The 15983-nt window shown below is 59.8% G+C and carries 15 protein-coding genes; 8 read left to right on the top strand and 7 right to left on the bottom strand.

Going from position 1 to position 15983, the window contains the following annotated elements:
• Nucleotides 1-448, top strand: a 448-nt coding sequence (locus H7U37_RS12580) for a M23 family metallopeptidase (RefSeq protein WP_204876172.1), incomplete at its 5' end; no start/stop codon positions are given.
• An 83-nt stretch (nucleotides 449-531) separates the two neighbouring features.
• On the opposite strand, the gene pyrB is transcribed toward H7U37_RS12580, so the two are convergent.
• Nucleotides 532-1590 (bottom strand): aspartate carbamoyltransferase, encoded by a 1059-nt coding sequence (pyrB, locus tag H7U37_RS12575; protein WP_204876170.1) that lies wholly within the window; start codon nucleotides 1588-1590, stop codon nucleotides 532-534.
• Nucleotides 1591-1776: 186 nt separating this feature from the next.
• Between pyrB and H7U37_RS12570 the strand changes: the two genes are divergently transcribed.
• Nucleotides 1777-2355, top strand: coding sequence for a putative ABC transporter permease (locus tag H7U37_RS12570; RefSeq protein WP_204876168.1), 579 nt, complete (start codon nucleotides 1777-1779; stop codon nucleotides 2353-2355).
• On the opposite strand, the gene H7U37_RS12565 is transcribed toward H7U37_RS12570, so the two are convergent.
• Nucleotides 2301-2513 carry a hypothetical protein gene (locus tag H7U37_RS12565; protein ID WP_204876166.1) on the bottom strand — a complete coding sequence of 71 codons (213 nt, stop codon included), beginning with the start codon at nucleotides 2511-2513 and terminating at the stop codon, nucleotides 2301-2303. The two genes, H7U37_RS12570 and H7U37_RS12565, sit on opposite strands and share 55 nt — an antisense overlap.
• A gap of 115 nt (nucleotides 2514-2628) precedes the next feature.
• On the opposite strand from H7U37_RS12565, the gene H7U37_RS12560 reads away from it, so the two are divergent.
• The 3 genes from H7U37_RS12560 to H7U37_RS12550 all read left to right on the top strand — a co-directional run bounded on the left by H7U37_RS12560 (nucleotide 2629) and on the right by H7U37_RS12550 (nucleotide 4236).
• Nucleotides 2629-3153, top strand: coding sequence for a gamma carbonic anhydrase family protein (locus tag H7U37_RS12560; RefSeq protein WP_204876165.1), 525 nt, complete (start codon nucleotides 2629-2631; stop codon nucleotides 3151-3153).
• The gene (locus H7U37_RS12555) at nucleotides 3146-3991 is read left to right on the top strand and encodes a DUF2238 domain-containing protein (protein ID WP_420875807.1); all 846 of its coding nucleotides are present in this window, start codon (nucleotides 3146-3148) and stop codon (nucleotides 3989-3991) included. Before H7U37_RS12560 ends, H7U37_RS12555 begins: the two co-directional genes overlap by 8 nt.
• Before the next feature lie 83 nt (nucleotides 3992-4074).
• Nucleotides 4075-4236 (top strand): DUF1540 domain-containing protein, encoded by a 162-nt coding sequence (locus H7U37_RS12550; RefSeq protein WP_204876164.1) that lies wholly within the window; start codon nucleotides 4075-4077, stop codon nucleotides 4234-4236.
• A 78-nt stretch (nucleotides 4237-4314) separates the two neighbouring features.
• Here the strand turns inward: H7U37_RS12550 and H7U37_RS12545 are convergent, their stop codons facing one another.
• The 3 genes from H7U37_RS12545 to H7U37_RS12535 are packed head-to-tail and all read right to left on the bottom strand — an operon-like array spanning nucleotide 4315 to nucleotide 6682.
• Nucleotides 4315-5268 carry a TIGR02452 family protein gene (locus H7U37_RS12545; RefSeq protein ID WP_204876163.1) on the bottom strand — a complete coding sequence of 318 codons (954 nt, stop codon included), beginning with the start codon at nucleotides 5266-5268 and terminating at the stop codon, nucleotides 4315-4317.
• Nucleotides 5265-5822, bottom strand: a complete 558-nt coding sequence (locus H7U37_RS12540) for a Fe-S-containing hydro-lyase (protein WP_204876162.1) — start codon at nucleotides 5820-5822, stop codon at nucleotides 5265-5267. The genes H7U37_RS12545 and H7U37_RS12540 overlap by 4 nt, the downstream gene beginning before the upstream one ends.
• A gap of 17 nt (nucleotides 5823-5839) precedes the next feature.
• On the bottom strand, nucleotides 5840-6682 hold the full coding sequence (locus H7U37_RS12535) for a fumarate hydratase (protein WP_204876161.1): 843 nt from the start codon (nucleotides 6680-6682) through the stop codon (nucleotides 5840-5842).
• 592 nt (nucleotides 6683-7274) lie between these two features.
• Between H7U37_RS12535 and H7U37_RS12530 the strand changes: the two genes are divergently transcribed.
• The 3 genes from H7U37_RS12530 to H7U37_RS12520 all read left to right on the top strand — a co-directional run bounded on the left by H7U37_RS12530 (nucleotide 7275) and on the right by H7U37_RS12520 (nucleotide 12257).
• Nucleotides 7275-8795 (top strand): D-alanyl-D-alanine carboxypeptidase family protein, encoded by a 1521-nt coding sequence (locus H7U37_RS12530; protein WP_204876160.1) that lies wholly within the window; start codon nucleotides 7275-7277, stop codon nucleotides 8793-8795.
• A gap of 215 nt (nucleotides 8796-9010) precedes the next feature.
• The gene (locus tag H7U37_RS12525) at nucleotides 9011-10624 is read left to right on the top strand and encodes an SMP-30/gluconolactonase/LRE family protein (protein WP_204876157.1); all 1614 of its coding nucleotides are present in this window, start codon (nucleotides 9011-9013) and stop codon (nucleotides 10622-10624) included.
• Between the two features lies 1 nt (nucleotide 10625).
• Nucleotides 10626-12257, top strand: a complete 1632-nt coding sequence (locus tag H7U37_RS12520; RefSeq protein WP_204876153.1) for a WD40 repeat domain-containing protein — start codon at nucleotides 10626-10628, stop codon at nucleotides 12255-12257.
• A 69-nt stretch (nucleotides 12258-12326) separates the two neighbouring features.
• On the opposite strand, the gene H7U37_RS12515 is transcribed toward H7U37_RS12520, so the two are convergent.
• Both H7U37_RS12515 and H7U37_RS12510 read right to left on the bottom strand, forming a co-directional pair.
• Nucleotides 12327-14873, bottom strand: coding sequence for a hybrid sensor histidine kinase/response regulator (locus H7U37_RS12515; RefSeq protein ID WP_204876152.1), 2547 nt, complete (start codon nucleotides 14871-14873; stop codon nucleotides 12327-12329).
• Nucleotides 14874-14919: 46 nt separating this feature from the next.
• On the bottom strand, nucleotides 14920-15774 hold the full coding sequence (locus tag H7U37_RS12510; RefSeq protein WP_204876151.1) for a DUF975 family protein: 855 nt from the start codon (nucleotides 15772-15774) through the stop codon (nucleotides 14920-14922).
• Nucleotides 15775-15983 lie beyond the last annotated feature (209 nt).

Below are 15983 nucleotides of genomic sequence, written 5' to 3'. Positions count from 1 at the left end.
GCCCACCCCCGCGCCCACCACCGAGCAGGCCGCGGATTTCTTCACCTGGCCGGTGAAGGGGAGCGTGCTCACCGGTTACAGCGGCGGCGCGCTGGTGTACAGCGAAACCATGGCCGACTGGCGCACCCATGACGGGCTGGATCTGTCGGCTACGGCGGGGACCGGCGTACTGGCCGCCGCCGACGGCACCGTGACCGCCGTAACCACCGACGACCTGCTGGGCGTGACGGTGACCATCGACCACGGGGCCGGACTGACCAGCCTTTACGCCGGTCTGGCGGACAGCGTGTCCGTCGCGCCGGGGGACAGCGTGAAGGCCGGCGCGGTCATCGCCTCGGTGGGGGACACCGCCGTGGGCGAGAGCGCCTTGGGCACCCATCTCCACTTTGCCATGGCGGTGGACGGCGTGCCGGTGGACCCGCTGGACTACCTGCCCCAGCTGCCCTGAGGAAAGGGCACAAAAAAGCAGCGAGGCCAGACCCCTCAGGGGGCCGCTGGCCTCGCTGTTTGTTTTCCGGTAAATCGTCGTCCTCAGCGCAGCGCCGCGTCGCAGTAGGCGCAGCAGGGCACGCCGGAGTTGTCCTTTACCAGGGGAGGGAGATAGTGGTCGGTCTGGGTGATGCACCGGGGGTTGGAGCACAGCGGCGTGGTGCCGATCTCCACCGGCTCGGGGCGCATCCGAGGCTGGTTGGCCAGGTCGGAGAGGATGGCCATACGGGAGAACATGCCGTACCGGGCCTGCTGGAAGTAGGCCGCCCGGGGATCGTCGTCCACATCCAGGGCGATCTCGTCCACCCGGGGCAGGGGGTGCATGACCAGCATATTTTTCCGGGCCCGCTCCAGCTTGCGGCGGGTGAGGACGTAAATGCCCTTGTTGCGCTCATACTCCAGGGGGTCCACGAAGCGCTCCCGCTGGATGCGGGTCATATAGAGCACGTCCAGCTGGGGAATGACGTTCTCCAGGCCGGTGACCTCCACGCTCCAAAGGCCCTTTTCCTTCATAAAGGCGCGGATATACTCGGGGACCGCCAGCTCACGGGGAGAGATGAGGTAAAACTTCACGTTGTCGAACTTGGCCAGGGCCTTGATGAGGGAGTGAACGGTGCGGCCGTTTTTCAGGTCGCCGCACAGGCCGATGGAGATGCCGTCCACACCGCCCAGCATCCGGGTGATGGTGGTCAGGTCGGTGGTGGTTTGGGTGGGGTGCATATGGCCGCCGTCGCCGGCGTTGATGACCGGCACGTCGGAGTAGAGGGAGGCGGCCTTGGCGGCGCCCTCTCTGGGGTTGCGCATGACCACCACGTCGGCGTAGCCGGAGACCATCTTGATGGTGTCCTTCAGGCACTCGCCCTTGGCCACGGAGGAGGAATTGGGGTCTGCAAAGCCGAACACCGTACCGCCTACCCGCAGCATAGCGGTCTGAAAGGAAAAATTGGTCCGGGTAGAGGGCTCAAAAAAAAGGCTGGCCGCCACTCTTCCTTTGCAGATTTCCATAAAATCGGCGGGGTGGTCTATGATCTCGCTGGTTCTCTGGTACAGCTGCTCCCACTCCGCCCGTGACAGATCTCCAAAATCGATCAGATGCCGCATGACTATCTTCTCCTCGTGATTCGATTTTCATTTGTATCAATGGTTTTCGTATTATCTTACCACATTCCATCGGCGGGAACAAGGGCCATTCTGCTTTTTTCGCCGGCGGCGCTGGCAAAATCTCGCCGGTATGACGGCCGGTTTCTTGGGCCATGCTAACAAAAACAAGGAACAGGGAGGTGCCGTATGGCGCGGTGGTTTTGGTATTTTCTTGTATACAGTTTTTTGGGCTTTTGTCTGGAAGTCCTCTTCGCCCGGGTGACGGGCGCGGAAAAGCGGGACCGGAAGTGCTTTCTTCTGGCCCCGCTCTGTCCGGTCTACGGCGCCGGCGCGCTGACGATTCTGGCGCTGCCTCCGTTTGTGCGGAGTAGGCCCCTGCTTTTGCTGGTGTGCGCGGCGGCCTGCGCCACGGCGGTGGAGTATCTCTTCGCCCTCTTCTACGAGCGGGTGGCCCATGTCCAGTTCTGGGACTATCGGGACGCCCGCTGGCATTTGCAGGGCCGGGTCTGTCCGGCCTTTTCCCTGTGCTGGGGGCTTTTGGGCCTGGCCCTGACCGGCGTGGTCCAGCCCTGGCTCTCCGCTCTCCCGGCGCCCGGCTTCTGGCTGTGGCCGGCGGCGCTTTTTTTGCTGTGCGACGGCCTCATTACCCTGCGGCTCCTCCGCCGGACCCGCTCCACCGACGTGCTGCGCTGGTATCGGCTGCTTCCCTCCTACGCCCGGCGCAGCCCCTCCATGATCTCGTCGATCTTTTTGCGGGGCAAGTAGCTCCCCGCCAGGGCCAGCAGCTGCTCCAGCGTCACCGTCCGGGCGGCCCCCAGCAGGGGATGGCGGAGCGCCGCCGGAAGCTTGGCCTCAAAGACCGCCCGTGCCCCCGGGTGGTCCAGCAGCTCCCCCACGGTGATCCGGTTGCGTTTCAAATCCATGGGCATATCCCTCCTTCCGTTCCATTCTATGCCGGCGGAAAAAGAATTTGACCGCCCTCTTTCCGGCCGGTATAATGGTACTATGCCATTCGACAAGAAATTTAAGGAGGTAGTTATGCAAAAAAGCTTTGCGGGCCGCAGTCCCTCGGTCCACCCCCTGGCCCGGGTGGCGGAAAACGCCGTGCTGGTGGGAGATGTGACGGTGGACGCCAAGGCCAATATCTGGTATTCCGCCGTTTTGCGGGGAGACGCCGGCGCCATCCGCATCGGCTCGGAGACCAGCATCCAGGACAACGTCACCTGCCACTGTGAGGAGGACCAGCCCCTGGTGGTGGGAAAACGGGTGACGGTGGGCCACAACGCCGTGCTCCACGGCTGCGTCATCGAGGACCGCTGCCTCATCGGCATGGGGGCCGTTCTGCTCAACGGCTGCGTCATCGGTGCGGGGAGCATCGTGGCCGCCGGAGCCCTGGTGACCCAGAACGCCGTCATTCCGCCGGGCAGTCTGGTGGTGGGGACGCCGGGCCGGGTGATCCGCTCCCTCCGCCCGGAGGAGGACGCCGCCCTGGACGCCGACGCGGCGCAGTACCAGGCCCTTATGGTACAGCTGCCCACAGTTGAGGAGGCGCGCCGTGGCTGACAAAAAACGTGAGAAAAAAAGCTCCCGCATCGCGGATTTTCGCCGGGATGTGTACAGCAACCGGGCGGTGGCGGCGGTCTATTTCGTCCTGCGGTTTTTTGTGATCCTGGTGATGATCGCCCAGCTCTTCAACCGGAACTTTGAAAATTTCTTCCTGTGCATCCTCACCCTGCTTCTTTTTCTCATCCCCAGCTTTATTGAGAAGAAAATCAAAATCGAGCTGCCCGGCACATTGGAGATCATCATTCTGCTCTTTATCTTCGCCGCCGAGATTTTGGGGGAGATCCAGTCCTATTATATCGCCTTTCCCTACTGGGATACCATGCTCCACACCATGAACGGCTTCCTCTGCGCCGCCATCGGCTTTTCACTGGTGGATATCCTCAACCGGAACGACCGCTTTTCCTTCTCCCTCTCGCCGCTCTACCTGGCCATTGTAGCCTTTTGCTTCTCCATGACCATCGGCGTGCTGTGGGAGTTTTTCGAGTGTACCATGGATCAGGTTTTTCATCTGGATATGCAGAAGGACACCGTGGTCAACAGCATCTCCTCGGTGATGCTCCCCTCCTCCCACGCCTCCCTCCCCCAGAGCATCGACGGCATCACCGACGTGATTTTGGTCACCGCCGACGGCAGTCAGTACCCCCTGGGGCTGGGCGGTTATCTGGACATCGGCCTGCTGGACACCATGATGGACCTGTTCGTCAACTTCATCGGGGCGGTGGTGTTCTCGGTGGTGGGCTACTTTTATGTGAAATCCCGCGGAAAAGGCAGCTTTGCCCGGCGGTTCATTCCCCGGGTGCTTCCCTTCTCCAGGGAAGAAAAAAAGGAAGAGTAACGGCGGGCGCATAAAACCTCCCGCCCCCGGCCATACTAGGTTCGTCTGGTCCACCAGACAGCAAGGTTTAGGAGGTATCTTCCATGAACAGCAACGCCAATCACAGCATCCAGTGCTCCGTCGCCAGCTGCGCCCACCACTGCGCCCAGAATTACTGCACCCTTCACGAGATCAAGGTGGGCTGCTGCGAGGCCAACGCCAAGAGCTGCGCCTCCACCGAGTGCGCCTCCTTCCAGCTGCGCTGACCGTCTCTCCGTCATCCCTTACCGCTGAACGATACGCCGCAGGACCGAATCCAATCGGCCCTGCGGCGTATCCTTTTTTTATTTTTCCGGGGTCAAAATGGCGGAGAAGGTATCCGCCAGGCCGCCATACCGCCGGCTTGCCATGGAATTGTGATCTCCCTTGATGGCAAAGACGATTTTTGCAAAGCGTCCTTTGTAGGGCGGCTCGTCCAGCACCTCCCGGAAAAGGGCGGCGATGTGCTCCGGCGGGTTGCGGAAGGCCCCGCAGCCCATGGCCCCCAGCACCAGGGCCTCCATCCCGTTGTCGATGGCGATGTTGAAAATGGTGCGCATTTTCCGCTTGGCCGGCTCCACCAGGGAGCGGATGAGATGGCGGTCCCCCTCCGGCGTGGTCACCGTCTCCGGGCTGTTGAGGGCCGCCACGGCGATAAAATGTACCTGCCAGGGGGTTTCCAGGAAGGGATAGCCCTCCTCTTCGGTCCCCCGGAACACGGTGACGTTGGGGGAATAGCAGCCGCCGAAATCCCGGTCCATGGGGTACCGGTCCTCCGCGGGAGATACGCCGTACATCGCGCCAAAGGGGCAGTACTGATAGAGGGAGCGGAAGTAGTCGGAGCAGCGGAAGCAGTACTCCTCCTGGGCCCCGGAGCCGCCGTATACGCCGCCGCCCGGGGTCTGCCGGCTGGCCATGTTGAGCACCGCCACCCGGCCCGGATAGGCCGCGCACAGCTCCTTAGCCACCGCCAGGCAGTCCCGGCCCACCACCTCCACCACAGTGTCCTTCCGCTCTTCCGGGGGCGCGGGACGGAGGATCCGGGTATACATCCGGCTCTTCCGGTCCATGTCGGGGTCCAGCACGAGGGTGACGCGCCGCCCATCAGGGAGGGTGTATCCCCTTTCTTTCACCGCCTGCAAGGTGGAGGCGTAGACCTGCCGGCGGCTGGAAAAGCGGTCGATGGTGGTCCGGAATTCCGCCAGCCAGGCCTCCGGGTCCCACTTGTCATAATGGCGCTGATATTCAGGAAAGTTCATACTGTTTCCTCCAGATAATCGGCCCGGCCGGTCTCATAGAGGTTCCCGCCCAAACTGTCGATGACCACCACCAGGGGCATGTCCTCCACCTCCAGGCGGCGGACGGCCTCGGCCCCCAGGTCCTCATAGGCCACGATCTCGGCTTTTTTGATGCACTTGGCCAGCAGGGCCCCCGCGCCGCCGATGGCCCCGAAATACACCGCGCCGTGGGCCTTCATGGCGTCGATGACCTCCTGGGAGCGGCGGCCCTTGCCGATCATGCCGGTCTCCCCCAGGGCGATGAGGGTGGGGGAGTAGGCGTCCATCCGGTAGCTGGTGGTGGGTCCGGCGGAGCCGATGACCTGGCCGGGCTTGGCGGGGGTGGGGCCCACATAGTAGATGGTGGCGTTTTCGATGGGGAAGGGCAGTTCCTTCCCCTCCTTGGCCAGGGCCACCAGGCGCTTGTGGGCGGCGTCCCGGGCGGTGTAGATGACGCCGCTGAGATAGACCAGGTCGCCCTTTTTCAGAGGGGCCAGCGCTTCCCGGGTCAGGGGCGTGGTGAGACGGTATTCCATAGCAGTAAATCCCCCTTTTACAGCTCCGCGCTCTTATGGCGGGTGACGTGGCAGTTGATGTTGACCGCGCAGGGCAGGCCGGCAATGTGGGTGGGCATGGTGCAGATGTTCACCGCCAGGGCGGTGGTTCTGCCGCCGAAGCCCTGGGGGCCGATGCCCTTTTGGTTGATCTTTTCCAGCAGCTCCTGTTCCAGCGCGGCATAGAAGGGCTGGTCGTTGGGCTGGTCCAGGGGACGGAGCAGGGCCTGTTTGGCCAGCAGGGCGGCCTTGTCGAAGGTACCGCCGATGCCCACCCCCACCACGATGGGCGGGCAGGGGTTGGGGCCGGCGTCCTCCACCACCTGGAGCACGAAATCTTTCACTCCCTCCACCCCGTCGGAGGGGCGGAGCATTTTGATCTGGCTCATATTCTCGCTGCCGAAGCCCTTGGGGGCCACGGTGATGCGGCACACGTCGCCGGGCGCCAGGTCGTAGTAGATCATGGCCGGGGTGTTGTCGCCGGTGTTCTTCCGCTCCAGCGGGTCGCCCACCACCGACTTGCGCAAATATCCCTCGCCGTAGCCCCAGCGGACCCCCTCGTTAATGGCGTCGGCCAGGGAGCCGCCGGCAAAGTGGACTTCCTGGCCCACCTCCACAAAGACGCAGGCCATGCCGGTGTCCTGGCAGATGGGCGCCTCCTGGCTGTCGGCGATGCGTTCATTTTCCAGAATCTGGTCCAGCACATTCCGGGCCACCGGCCAGGTCTCCTGTTCCCGAAAATCCCGCAGCCGGGCCCGCACATCCTCGGGCAAGTGACAGTTGGCCTCCACGCACAGCCGGGCCACCGTCCGCTTGACGGTTTCCACCGAAATCTCTCTCATAATACCCCTCCCAGTGGTGTTTTTCCCCCTCATCATACCGCGCCCCACGATGGATTGCAAGAAAAAGCCCGGCTGCCTTTTGCAAAAGCGTTTAACCATGAAGAATGGAAAATAAAAAGCTCCTTCCTATAAAAAATAGGCGGAGCGCTTTTTCATCGAATTTTGTCTAAAGACTATTGCATTTTCAAAAGATGTGGGTTAAAATTGGATTGGAAACATAAATTGCGGCAGGCCGCGGGGTGCTAGCAACGCCCCACGGCCCTGTACGAGTGGCGTGAGCACTCAGCACAGCAATCATAGATTGCACCACAGGCTTATTATACCCATTTTGTACCCATATTGCAAGGGGGAGATTTGGAAAATAGGCTGTGCGTTCGCATTGATTTTGTCAAGGCGGTGTTGAGTTTTTTTGGTAACTCGGCACCGCTTTTTATGTTTCCGGCAGACGCCCAAGGCGGGGGGAAATTCCCCCGCCTCTGTCGGAAATATAAGGGCTGTCCTTGATGATGTCATTATGCCGTGGGGGATGTACGCCCAAAACGAAAGGAGCGTAACACGGTATAATCTCTCAATAGGAAAGGAAGCCTGTCAAATGAAGCGATATGTTGTCTCTATTCTTGCTGTTTTGATGGCTGTGATGCTGGTTATTGGAACAACTGAGGCAGTGGATTCCTATGGCCCTTGCCAGGTTACGCTCCCGGACGGAAGTAGAGTTACATTCCGCTTGGCTAAAACAGAAGAATGTACACTGCCTTTGGACCCTTCCAGCGAAGAAACGGTACAGGTTTTACGTGTGGCGCCGGATTGTAGTACAGATGAATTTATTTCTCTCGTTCCTTACCATTGGAGCGGTGATTGCTATCGCGCGGCAGAGGAAGAACTAGTCCATTTTTATGCTGATGAAGCACTGGGGAAATATTTTGATGGGGGAAACATACTCTTCCGTCATAGGGGAGGAGGCGAAGAGATTTACATCATGCTCGATGTGCCACTGCCAGAGATTGGCCCCACACAGACGGAATCTCTGTTACCCGATACATCAGAAAATCCCACCTTTGCTTTTTCCGACGTTGCTGCCGGGGCTTATTATGCCGATGCGGTAAACTGGGCTGTGGAGAGAGGAATTACAACCGGAACCACACCGGATACGTTTAGTCCAGATACCGTTTGTACCCTTGGTCAAGCGGTCACATTCCTCTGGCGGGCCAGTGGAGCGCCAGAGCCCACAGTACAAAATCCCTTCTCAAATCTTTCTCCAGACCTTTATTATGCAAAAGCTGCTGTTTGGGCATATGAAAAGGGAATGGTTTCAGGTTCTAAATTTAATGGAAATCTTCCTTGTTCCCGAAGCAGTATGGTCACCTATCTGTGGAAAATGGCAGGAAAGCCACAAGCCAGCCAAACGATTACAGATGTGGAACAGCCGTGGAATCTGCTTTTGGTAAATCCGTGGAACAAGATTCCGAATAATTTTACCGTGTCCCTCAGTAGCGTTGGTGGCGGGCATTCTGTAGATAGCCGCTGTGCAGACGCATTGTCTCAAATGTTGAATGACTGCCGCTCGGCGGGGATGTCACCTGTAATCTGCTCCTCCTACCGTACGGAGGAGAAACAAAGTACTCTGTTTTATGACAGGGTTGCAGAGTATGTGAATCAAGGTATGTCACGTGACGAAGCCGAGGCGTTGACTGCCCAGTCTACCGCTGTTCCTGGCACGAGCGAGCATCAGACAGGTCTTGCGGTAGATATTGTAGATAACCACAATTGGAATCTGGACAGAAGCCAGGCATCCATGCCGACACAGCAATGGCTGATGAAACACAGTTGGGAATATGGTTTTATCCTCCGCTATCCTGATGATAAAACAAACCTGACCGGAATCATCTATGAACCCTGGCATTACCGCTATGTAGGCAAAGAAGCAGCTAAGAGTATCTATGAGCAGGGCATTTGTCTGGAAGAGTATTTACAGCAGATGGACGAATATGAGCAGGCGGTAGCATGGGCTATGGAGCAGAAAATTACAACCAGTACAAGTTCCACAGCGTTTTTGCCGAACGAAAGCTGTACCCGTGCTCAGATCGTTACATTCCTGTACCGTAGCATTGCATAGCAGCATTAGTAAAACGCATGGGCCCGTTGCAGATTAGGACATAGAAAAAGTGAGCAGTGGTTGTCAGGATCGACAATCACCGCTCACTTTTTATATAATACGTCCGTATATTGCTTGAAAAACGATATTTTATAATAGGGCAACTTGCATCTCTTTTCTGAAGGTCTCATTTCTGCTATACTGAACTCACGAGATTCGGAAAGGATGTGTATCTCATGCGCTGCCGCCTTTGCCACACCCCCTGCACGCCGGAGGAGGTCTTTTGTCCCCACTGCGGTTCTCCGGTCAATCTGCCCGGCGCGCTCATCGACGACCCGCCGCCGCCCTTAAAGGCCCTGCCCGCACCCAAAAAACGCCCCCATTTCCGCCGGATCTTTGCCGTATGCGCGGCGGTGTGCCTGGCGCTGACCCTCATTGGGACGCTCTCTTATGCGCTCACCCGTCCGCCCCGGTTCGGAGAAACGCGCTGGATCTTTGCCTATGTGGACGACAGGCTTTACAGCCTGTCCCAGGACGGGCAGGCCGTGCGCCTCACGGACAGCAGACCTTCGGTCGTCCGCTACTCCCTCAACGGAACGGGCCTGCTGTGGCAGACGGAGTCCAATGGGATTGGGCTATGCTATGAGGGAAAAACCATATCGGTAACCCATTCGGCTTCGGCGGACCAGTCTGCCCTGTCCTTTGACGGCACCGCCGCCTATGTCACCACCGCCGCCGACCTTTACTGGGTGGATATGACCACCGGGGAGGAACGCCTGGTGGCGGAAGGGCTGGCCCAGACGTCTTACCTGGCCCTTTCGCCGGACGGCGATTTTCTGGTTTACAATGACCGGGAGGAGCAGGTCTGGCTCTCCTGCCGGGGCGGGACGCCGGAACTGCTGGAAAAAGGGATGCTGCCCATATTTGTCTCCCAAAACGGCGAGATCTGCTACCTGATGGATGCCGACGGCGAATGCCTGTACAGCCTGCGGGACGGGGTGCTCACCTTCCTCACCGACTCGTTCCGGAATTTTTGTACCAACCGGACGGGCACCGAGCTCTTTTACGGCAGCGAGGAGGGGCTTTTCTTCTCCCGGAACGGCGAGCCTTTCCGGATGATCTCCCAGGAACCCTGCGATTTCGCCACGCCCATTCTCCCCACCGGCTGCAGCGCGCTCGTCAACTATTTCTATATTTATGACGTATCCACCCTTGTGGGCCTGCCGGTGAGCTGTCTCACCCTAAAGTCGAACGGACCTTACGATATACAAGGCTATACCACCGCCTTTGTGCGTCTGGAAGAGGACGGGGTTGTCCCGCTGGCCCAGTGCCCCGGCAATGCCTTCTGCCATCTCTCGGCGGACGGGGAGACCCTTTTCTACACCGACGGTCCCACCCTCTATTCCTGCGCCATGACGGGGGAAGCCGCTCCGGTTGAAGTCCTCTCCGTGCCTGACATGGAGGCGGGACAGACGCTCTATGCGCTCTTTGATGACCGGGACACCCCCCGTTTCCTGTGGACAGGCGGGGTGCTCTCTTTCTGCGACGGGGATTCTATTACTCCCCTTACAGAGACATCACAGACGCCTTCCCTGGACCCGGCTGGCCGGGGGGTGTACGCCCTGCGCGGCGGGGAGGGGGAGGGATACACGCTGACGCGCTACGACTGGTCGGGAAACGCCGTGGACTGCTGTCCGGAAATCGAGGTCACTATTCCGGTGTATATTTTGGGAGACGGGCTTCTCTTCTCCGACACCGACGGCAGGGACTGGTATCTGGATGAAACCGACACCTTAACCGACCTCTCCAGGCTGTCCGCCTGGGACGGGTCCGAACAGGAGGGAATGTGAGATGCCCCGCTGCCGGATCTGCAATACCCCCGTGACCGGGGACGAACCCTACTGCCTCCACTGCGGCTCCCCCCTGCAAGTGCCGGGCGCGCTGTTGGAGGACGCCCCCAGGGAGCGGGGTCCCGCCGTACCGGCCGCCGGTCCCACCCCCTTCCCCGTGCTGGGGGTGTCGCTGGCCATGCTGATTGTGGCCATCGCCGCGGTGGTGCTCCTGGTGCAAAGCCAGGTGTCCGGCAACTGGCAGGACCGCCAGCGCCATTTTAACCTGTGGAATGGGACCCTCTATCTGGACGGCCAGCCCCTGGCCGCGCTGGACGGCGTCTCACCGGCCCAGGACCCGGAAGCCGCCTATGCCTCCACGGTCTATGCCCTCTCCCAGGACGGGCGCACCCTTCTGCTCTATGAGATGGGCTCCGGCGTCTGGACGGTCTACACCGCCGACGGGGACGTAATGGCCCTGCCGGAGGCATTTTACCTCCCTGTCCTCTCCCCGGATGGCTCCGCCGTGTCGTCGGTGGCGGAGGACGGGCTGCACCATTACGATCTGTCCACCGGGACGGACACCCTGGTGGAACCGGCTTATGACCTGGAAGCCGTCAAAAAAGGGTATACGATGATCCCCTGCTTCTCCCCCGACGGCTCCGCCCTGGCCTATGCCGTGAAGGACGACGCCCTCTTTCTCTGGAAAGACGGGGCATCCCCCCAACAGGTGGGGACCGGCACGCCGCTGGCCCTCTCCAGCGGCGGGGAGCTGCTCTACTTCCGCGACGGCAAGGGGCAGTTCTACGTCACCGACGGCGGCGCGCCGGTACTGCTGGCCGCTTCGCTGGACGGGACCTATCTCTTCAACGCCGACGGCACCGAATGTCTCTTTTGCTCCGATGACAAGCTGTTCCTCACCCAAAACGGCGGCGGCGCGGTCCTCCTGCCTCTGGAGGACCCGGCGGACGAGTTCCAGCTGATCCCCCCCGCCGGGCAGGAGGGGGACGTCAACACCATCAGCAGCGCCATAGATATGGACCCCTTTTTTTATCAAACTCTCCGCACCTTTGTGGAGGAGCCCCTCTATGTCACCACCCGCTACAACACCATGACCCTGATCCGGCTGGACGGCTTGGGTGAGGTCACCGTGCTGGACGAGCGGCTGTCCGCCGCGCCGGCCCGGTCAGCCGACGGCTCCACCCTGCTGTGGAGCACCGGCGACAGTCTTTTCTTCCAAAGGCTGGCGGGCATATCCCAGCCGGAGGAGGTGCCGGACGGCTCCAGCTGGACGGATTCCTACTTCTCCCTTTCCCCGGACGGGCGGGCCTGCTTCCTCTACTCTCTGCGGGGCGGGGACTGGCGTCTGGTGGAGATCGCCTCCGGCCGGGAAATCGCCTCCCTGAAGAGCGGGAGCCACTGTCTCCTGTCCCCCGACCGGTCCGCCTTTTGGAGTCTCAGCCAGTCCAATGACCGCATCACCGTGGAACATCTGGCCTGGGACGGGATGCGCACCCCTGTTCTGGACGTGCCCAGCGGCGCATCTTTGACCATGATCTACTTTTTGGACGGCGTCCTGGTGGCGGTGGACGATACGGCCTACTACCTGTCCCCCGACGGCGGACAGTCCGTGGAGGTCCCCGCCGCCCCATAGCAGCAGCAAACAAGCGGTCTCCCATGGCCTTGCGCCGCAGGAGACCGCTTTCTCATGTTTTATCCTCGTTTATGACCCCGCCAGATCCCGCAGGGTCTTTTTCAATACCTCAAAGTCGATGGGCTTGGAGACGTGGGCGTTCATCCCCGCCGCCGCCGTGGCGGCGATGTCCTCGGCGAAGGCATTGGCGGTGACGGCGATGATGGGCACCTGCTGGGCGTCGGGCCGGTCCAGGGCCCGGATGGCCTTGGCCGCCTCGCAGCCGTTCATCTCCGGCATCTGCATGTCCATCAAAATGGCGTCGATGGCAAAGGGCTCCGAGGCGCGGAACACCTCCAGGGCCTCCCGGCCGTTCCACGCCTGGAGGACCTGCGCGCCCTGGGATTTCAGAATCTCGGTGGTGATCTCCATGTTGAGCTCGTTGTCCTCCGCCACCAGCACCAGCTTTTCCTCCAGCTGGTACTCCTCCGCCGGCTGAGCCGCCTTTTCATCCGGCTCCGGTGCGTCCTCGTCCCGCGGCGTCTGGAAGGGCAGCGTCACGGTAAAGGTGGTGCCTTTGCCCAAGCTGCTCTCCACGGTGATCCGCCCGCCCATATGCTGCACGATGCTCTTGGCAATGGGCATACCCAGGCCAGTGCCCGAAACGTTCTTGGCGCCGAACTGGGTGTCCCGCTCGTAAGGGATGAAGAGCTTTTCCAGAAATTCCTTTGACATGCCCACACCGCTGTCGGATACGGTAAACTGATACTTGGCATGGGGCCCCGGCTCCATCTGGACCACGTCCACCCGGATGTCTCCGCCCGGCTCGGTGAATTTCACCGCGTTGGACAAGAGGTTGTTCATCACCTGTCCCAGGCGCTGGGCGTCGCCCACCACCTGCTGGTCCTGGAGCCGGAAGCCCAGTTCAAACCCCTTGTTCTCCCGCTCGGCCTGGAACTGGAAGGCGGAGCAGCAGTCCTCCACATAGCGCCGCAGGTCAAACTGGCTCTCGCTGAGGGAAAGCTTGCCCTGCTCGATTTTGGACATCTCCAGAATATCATTGATAAGCTCCAGGAGCTGCTGGCTGGAGTGGTTGATTTTTTCCAGATAATCGGCGGTACGGACCGGGTCGTTGACCTGCTCCCTGGCCAGGCGGGATAGGCCCAGAATGGCGTTGAGGGGGGTGCGCATATCGTGGGACATATTGGAGAAGAACCGGTCCTTGGAGGCCTCGCTCTCCTTCATGGTCTGGAGGGTGTTTTCCAAAAATTCCATCTGGCGCAGCTCGCTTTGTTTCTCCTCGTCCACCTCCCGGAAACAGAGGACCACCTCATCCACGCTGAGGGACTCATCAAAAAGGGCCCGGACGTTGACCCAGCGGTATTGTCCGTTAAACTGCCGCAGAAAGTCTCCGCCGAAGTCCCGCACCCGCTGCCGCACCAGCTCCCGCAGGTGCTCCAGGCAAAAGGCCTCCCGGAAATCCTGATAAATGTTCTGATGGATCACGTCCCCCATGGTATTGAGGAGATCCTCATAGGAGCCGTGGAGGGCCAGGTGCTCCCGCACATAGTCGGAGCCCTTGATCATGTCGTAGGTGCCGTGGCGGTAATTCACTCGGTAAATGGCATAATAGGAGTTGCCCAGCACCCGGACCGTCTCGTTGGTCCGCTCCATGTTCCGGTTGAGCTGATAGCTGCGGACCGTCATAACGCCCCCCAGCACCCAAAAAATGCTCAAGATGCCGATGGTCCAAAAGCGCAGCTGTCCGAAATCGGAGAGGATGGACTCATAGGGGATGGTGACGATGGACATCCAGCCATTTTCCGCAATATTATGATAGATCCCCCGTTTTTCTCCGTCCAGATCCACGATATGAGCGCCGGTATTGTCCAATTCTCCGCTTTGTATATCGGCAAAGAGGCCCCGGACATAGTCCCGGATCTCCTCCTCGCTGCTCTCGACGGCGCTCTCCTGGTAAAGGAGGGTCCCGTTGGAGTCGCACAGGAAATAGGAGCTGTTTTCCGGCAGCTCCTGCCGGTTGGTCTCCACCCGGAAATTTTCCGGGGATACGTCAAAGGCCACCACGTTGTCCGTGCCCTCTCCCTTGATGGCGGCGGTGATGACCGCCCGGCCGGAGATGGCGTCGGTATAGGCGTTGGTAAAAATGACCTCCCCGTCGGCCTCGATGGCCTTGGTATACCACTCGGTGTCGCTGACATCATACTCCTCATCCCCTGTCCAGGGGTTGGCGGCGATGATCTTGCCGTTGACCACCGCGTACGGGTCGATGACTCCTTCTCCTAAAATATCGGTAGCGTCTAGAAAGTAGCGCTTGAGATAGAGCTCCAGCGTCTCCTCATCCATATACTGCACGGCGTCCTGCCCCACATAGCTGGCCCCCAGCTTGAGCAGCAATTCATAGCCAATCAAGTTTCGCTCCTCTTCCGTGGAATAGCTCTGGGCCAGGCTCTGCCCCATGCTTTTGGCGTTGTTGAGGATGATCTCCTCAATGGCGGCGCGGCTGACCAAAATTAAAATGGTGAAAATAACCAAAATGGCGATGCTGTACCGCCCCTGTTTGAGCATCCGCCGCAGTAGGGCCAATCTGTGCCGACGTTCCGCCGCGTGTTCTTTCATCCGCTCTGCCTCCATCCTTTTTATCTGCCGGATTTCCGCCTCTCCCTCAGAGGACCCCTGTCCCCTCGTCCAGCGGTGCGGCGTCGCTGCTCCAGGCAGCCCGCCGACCGGTGATAAAGTCATAAAAATTGACCGTTACGCCCTGGGTGTAGGGCATCACCCACACGTCGGCGATCCCCATGGTGACCAGGCTCAGCAGAGTCCATCCCAGCATGGAAAGCTGAAGCACAAAAAGCTCGATTTTCCACCCCTTCATGGTAACCACACTGTTGCGAATGGACTGCAAAATGCTCTGATTGGGGTTATCCAGCAGAAAATAGAGGGCGAGCGCATAGCGATACTGTACCCACAAAGAAAACGCGACCAGCGCGAGGAGGGACAGGATATAGAACAATGCCAGCAAAAGCTGGCTTCCGGTCAGTATCACGACCACACCGGCCAGGGAGCAGATAAGCGCGGCGGGAAAGAACCAGAAAAAGGAGAAAAGGACGACGAGAAGCTGCTGGGCAATGATCTGGGGCGCCAGCTGGAAACCTTCCAGCAGGGTGCGATACTGGCTGTCCTCTCCCCGGACCACACGCATGATATAAATGACAAGACCGGCCCGCATTACCAGTTCATACAGGGCCAAAAGCACGCTGACAAAAATGCCGACGGGACCAGCGCTGTAAAACACGTGGGCGATCAGTTCCTGGATATCCAGCGTTCCGCCGCCGGCCTGGGCCCAGGCGTTCAGATACTGATCAGCCACCTGCATGGGGTTTGTCACCACCGCTCCCACCATAGAGGACACGACGTTTGTCGCCAGCAGGTAGATTGCCGTAACCAGGCAGGCCTGGTAGCGGGAACGGGCCACGGCGGCTTTCGCGTCCTCCTTGGCCTGAATACGGTTAAAAGTCATGGAAACTTCTTCCTTTCCGCCGGTTTTTCCCGGTTTGCTTCAAGAATATCATACCAGCGTTTCCTTTGCAAGCAAGGGAAGGGAAAAACCGAGGCGTATGAGTGTAGGAGTACAATACATGTTGGACAGTTGAATAAAAAAGGATGAAGGATAGGGCCTCATCGGTTAAAGTTGAGTTGCGACACAACAACTTGACGAGAGGGGGCCAT

The sequence above is a fragment of the Pseudoflavonifractor phocaeensis genome, assembly GCF_016901735.1.
Taxonomy (GTDB): domain Bacteria; phylum Bacillota; class Clostridia; order Oscillospirales; family Oscillospiraceae; genus Pseudoflavonifractor_A.
Note: the sequence above shows the minus strand (reverse complement) of the source record. Positions and strands in the feature narration are given on the sequence as shown.

Excerpts from the sequence above, each read along its gene's own strand:
- pyrB (WP_204876170.1), bottom strand. The coding sequence starts at position 1,590 with ATGCGGCATCTGATCGATTTTGGAGATCTGTCACGGGCGGAGTGGGAG.
- H7U37_RS12570 (WP_204876168.1), top strand. The coding sequence starts at position 1,777 with ATGGCGCGGTGGTTTTGGTATTTTCTTGTATACAGTTTTTTGGGCTTT.
- H7U37_RS12565 (WP_204876166.1), bottom strand. The coding sequence starts at position 2,513 with ATGGATTTGAAACGCAACCGGATCACCGTGGGGGAGCTGCTGGACCAC.
- H7U37_RS12560 (WP_204876165.1), top strand. The coding sequence starts at position 2,629 with ATGCAAAAAAGCTTTGCGGGCCGCAGTCCCTCGGTCCACCCCCTGGCC.
- H7U37_RS12550 (WP_204876164.1), top strand. The coding sequence starts at position 4,075 with ATGAACAGCAACGCCAATCACAGCATCCAGTGCTCCGTCGCCAGCTGC.
- H7U37_RS12545 (WP_204876163.1), bottom strand. The coding sequence starts at position 5,268 with ATGAACTTTCCTGAATATCAGCGCCATTATGACAAGTGGGACCCGGAG.
- H7U37_RS12540 (WP_204876162.1), bottom strand. The coding sequence starts at position 5,822 with ATGGAATACCGTCTCACCACGCCCCTGACCCGGGAAGCGCTGGCCCCT.
- H7U37_RS12535 (WP_204876161.1), bottom strand. The coding sequence starts at position 6,682 with ATGAGAGAGATTTCGGTGGAAACCGTCAAGCGGACGGTGGCCCGGCTG.
- H7U37_RS12530 (WP_204876160.1), top strand. The coding sequence starts at position 7,275 with ATGAAGCGATATGTTGTCTCTATTCTTGCTGTTTTGATGGCTGTGATG.
- H7U37_RS12525 (WP_204876157.1), top strand. The coding sequence starts at position 9,011 with ATGCGCTGCCGCCTTTGCCACACCCCCTGCACGCCGGAGGAGGTCTTT.
- H7U37_RS12520 (WP_204876153.1), top strand. The coding sequence starts at position 10,626 with ATGCCCCGCTGCCGGATCTGCAATACCCCCGTGACCGGGGACGAACCC.
- H7U37_RS12515 (WP_204876152.1), bottom strand. The coding sequence starts at position 14,873 with ATGAAAGAACACGCGGCGGAACGTCGGCACAGATTGGCCCTACTGCGG.
- H7U37_RS12510 (WP_204876151.1), bottom strand. The coding sequence starts at position 15,774 with ATGACTTTTAACCGTATTCAGGCCAAGGAGGACGCGAAAGCCGCCGTG.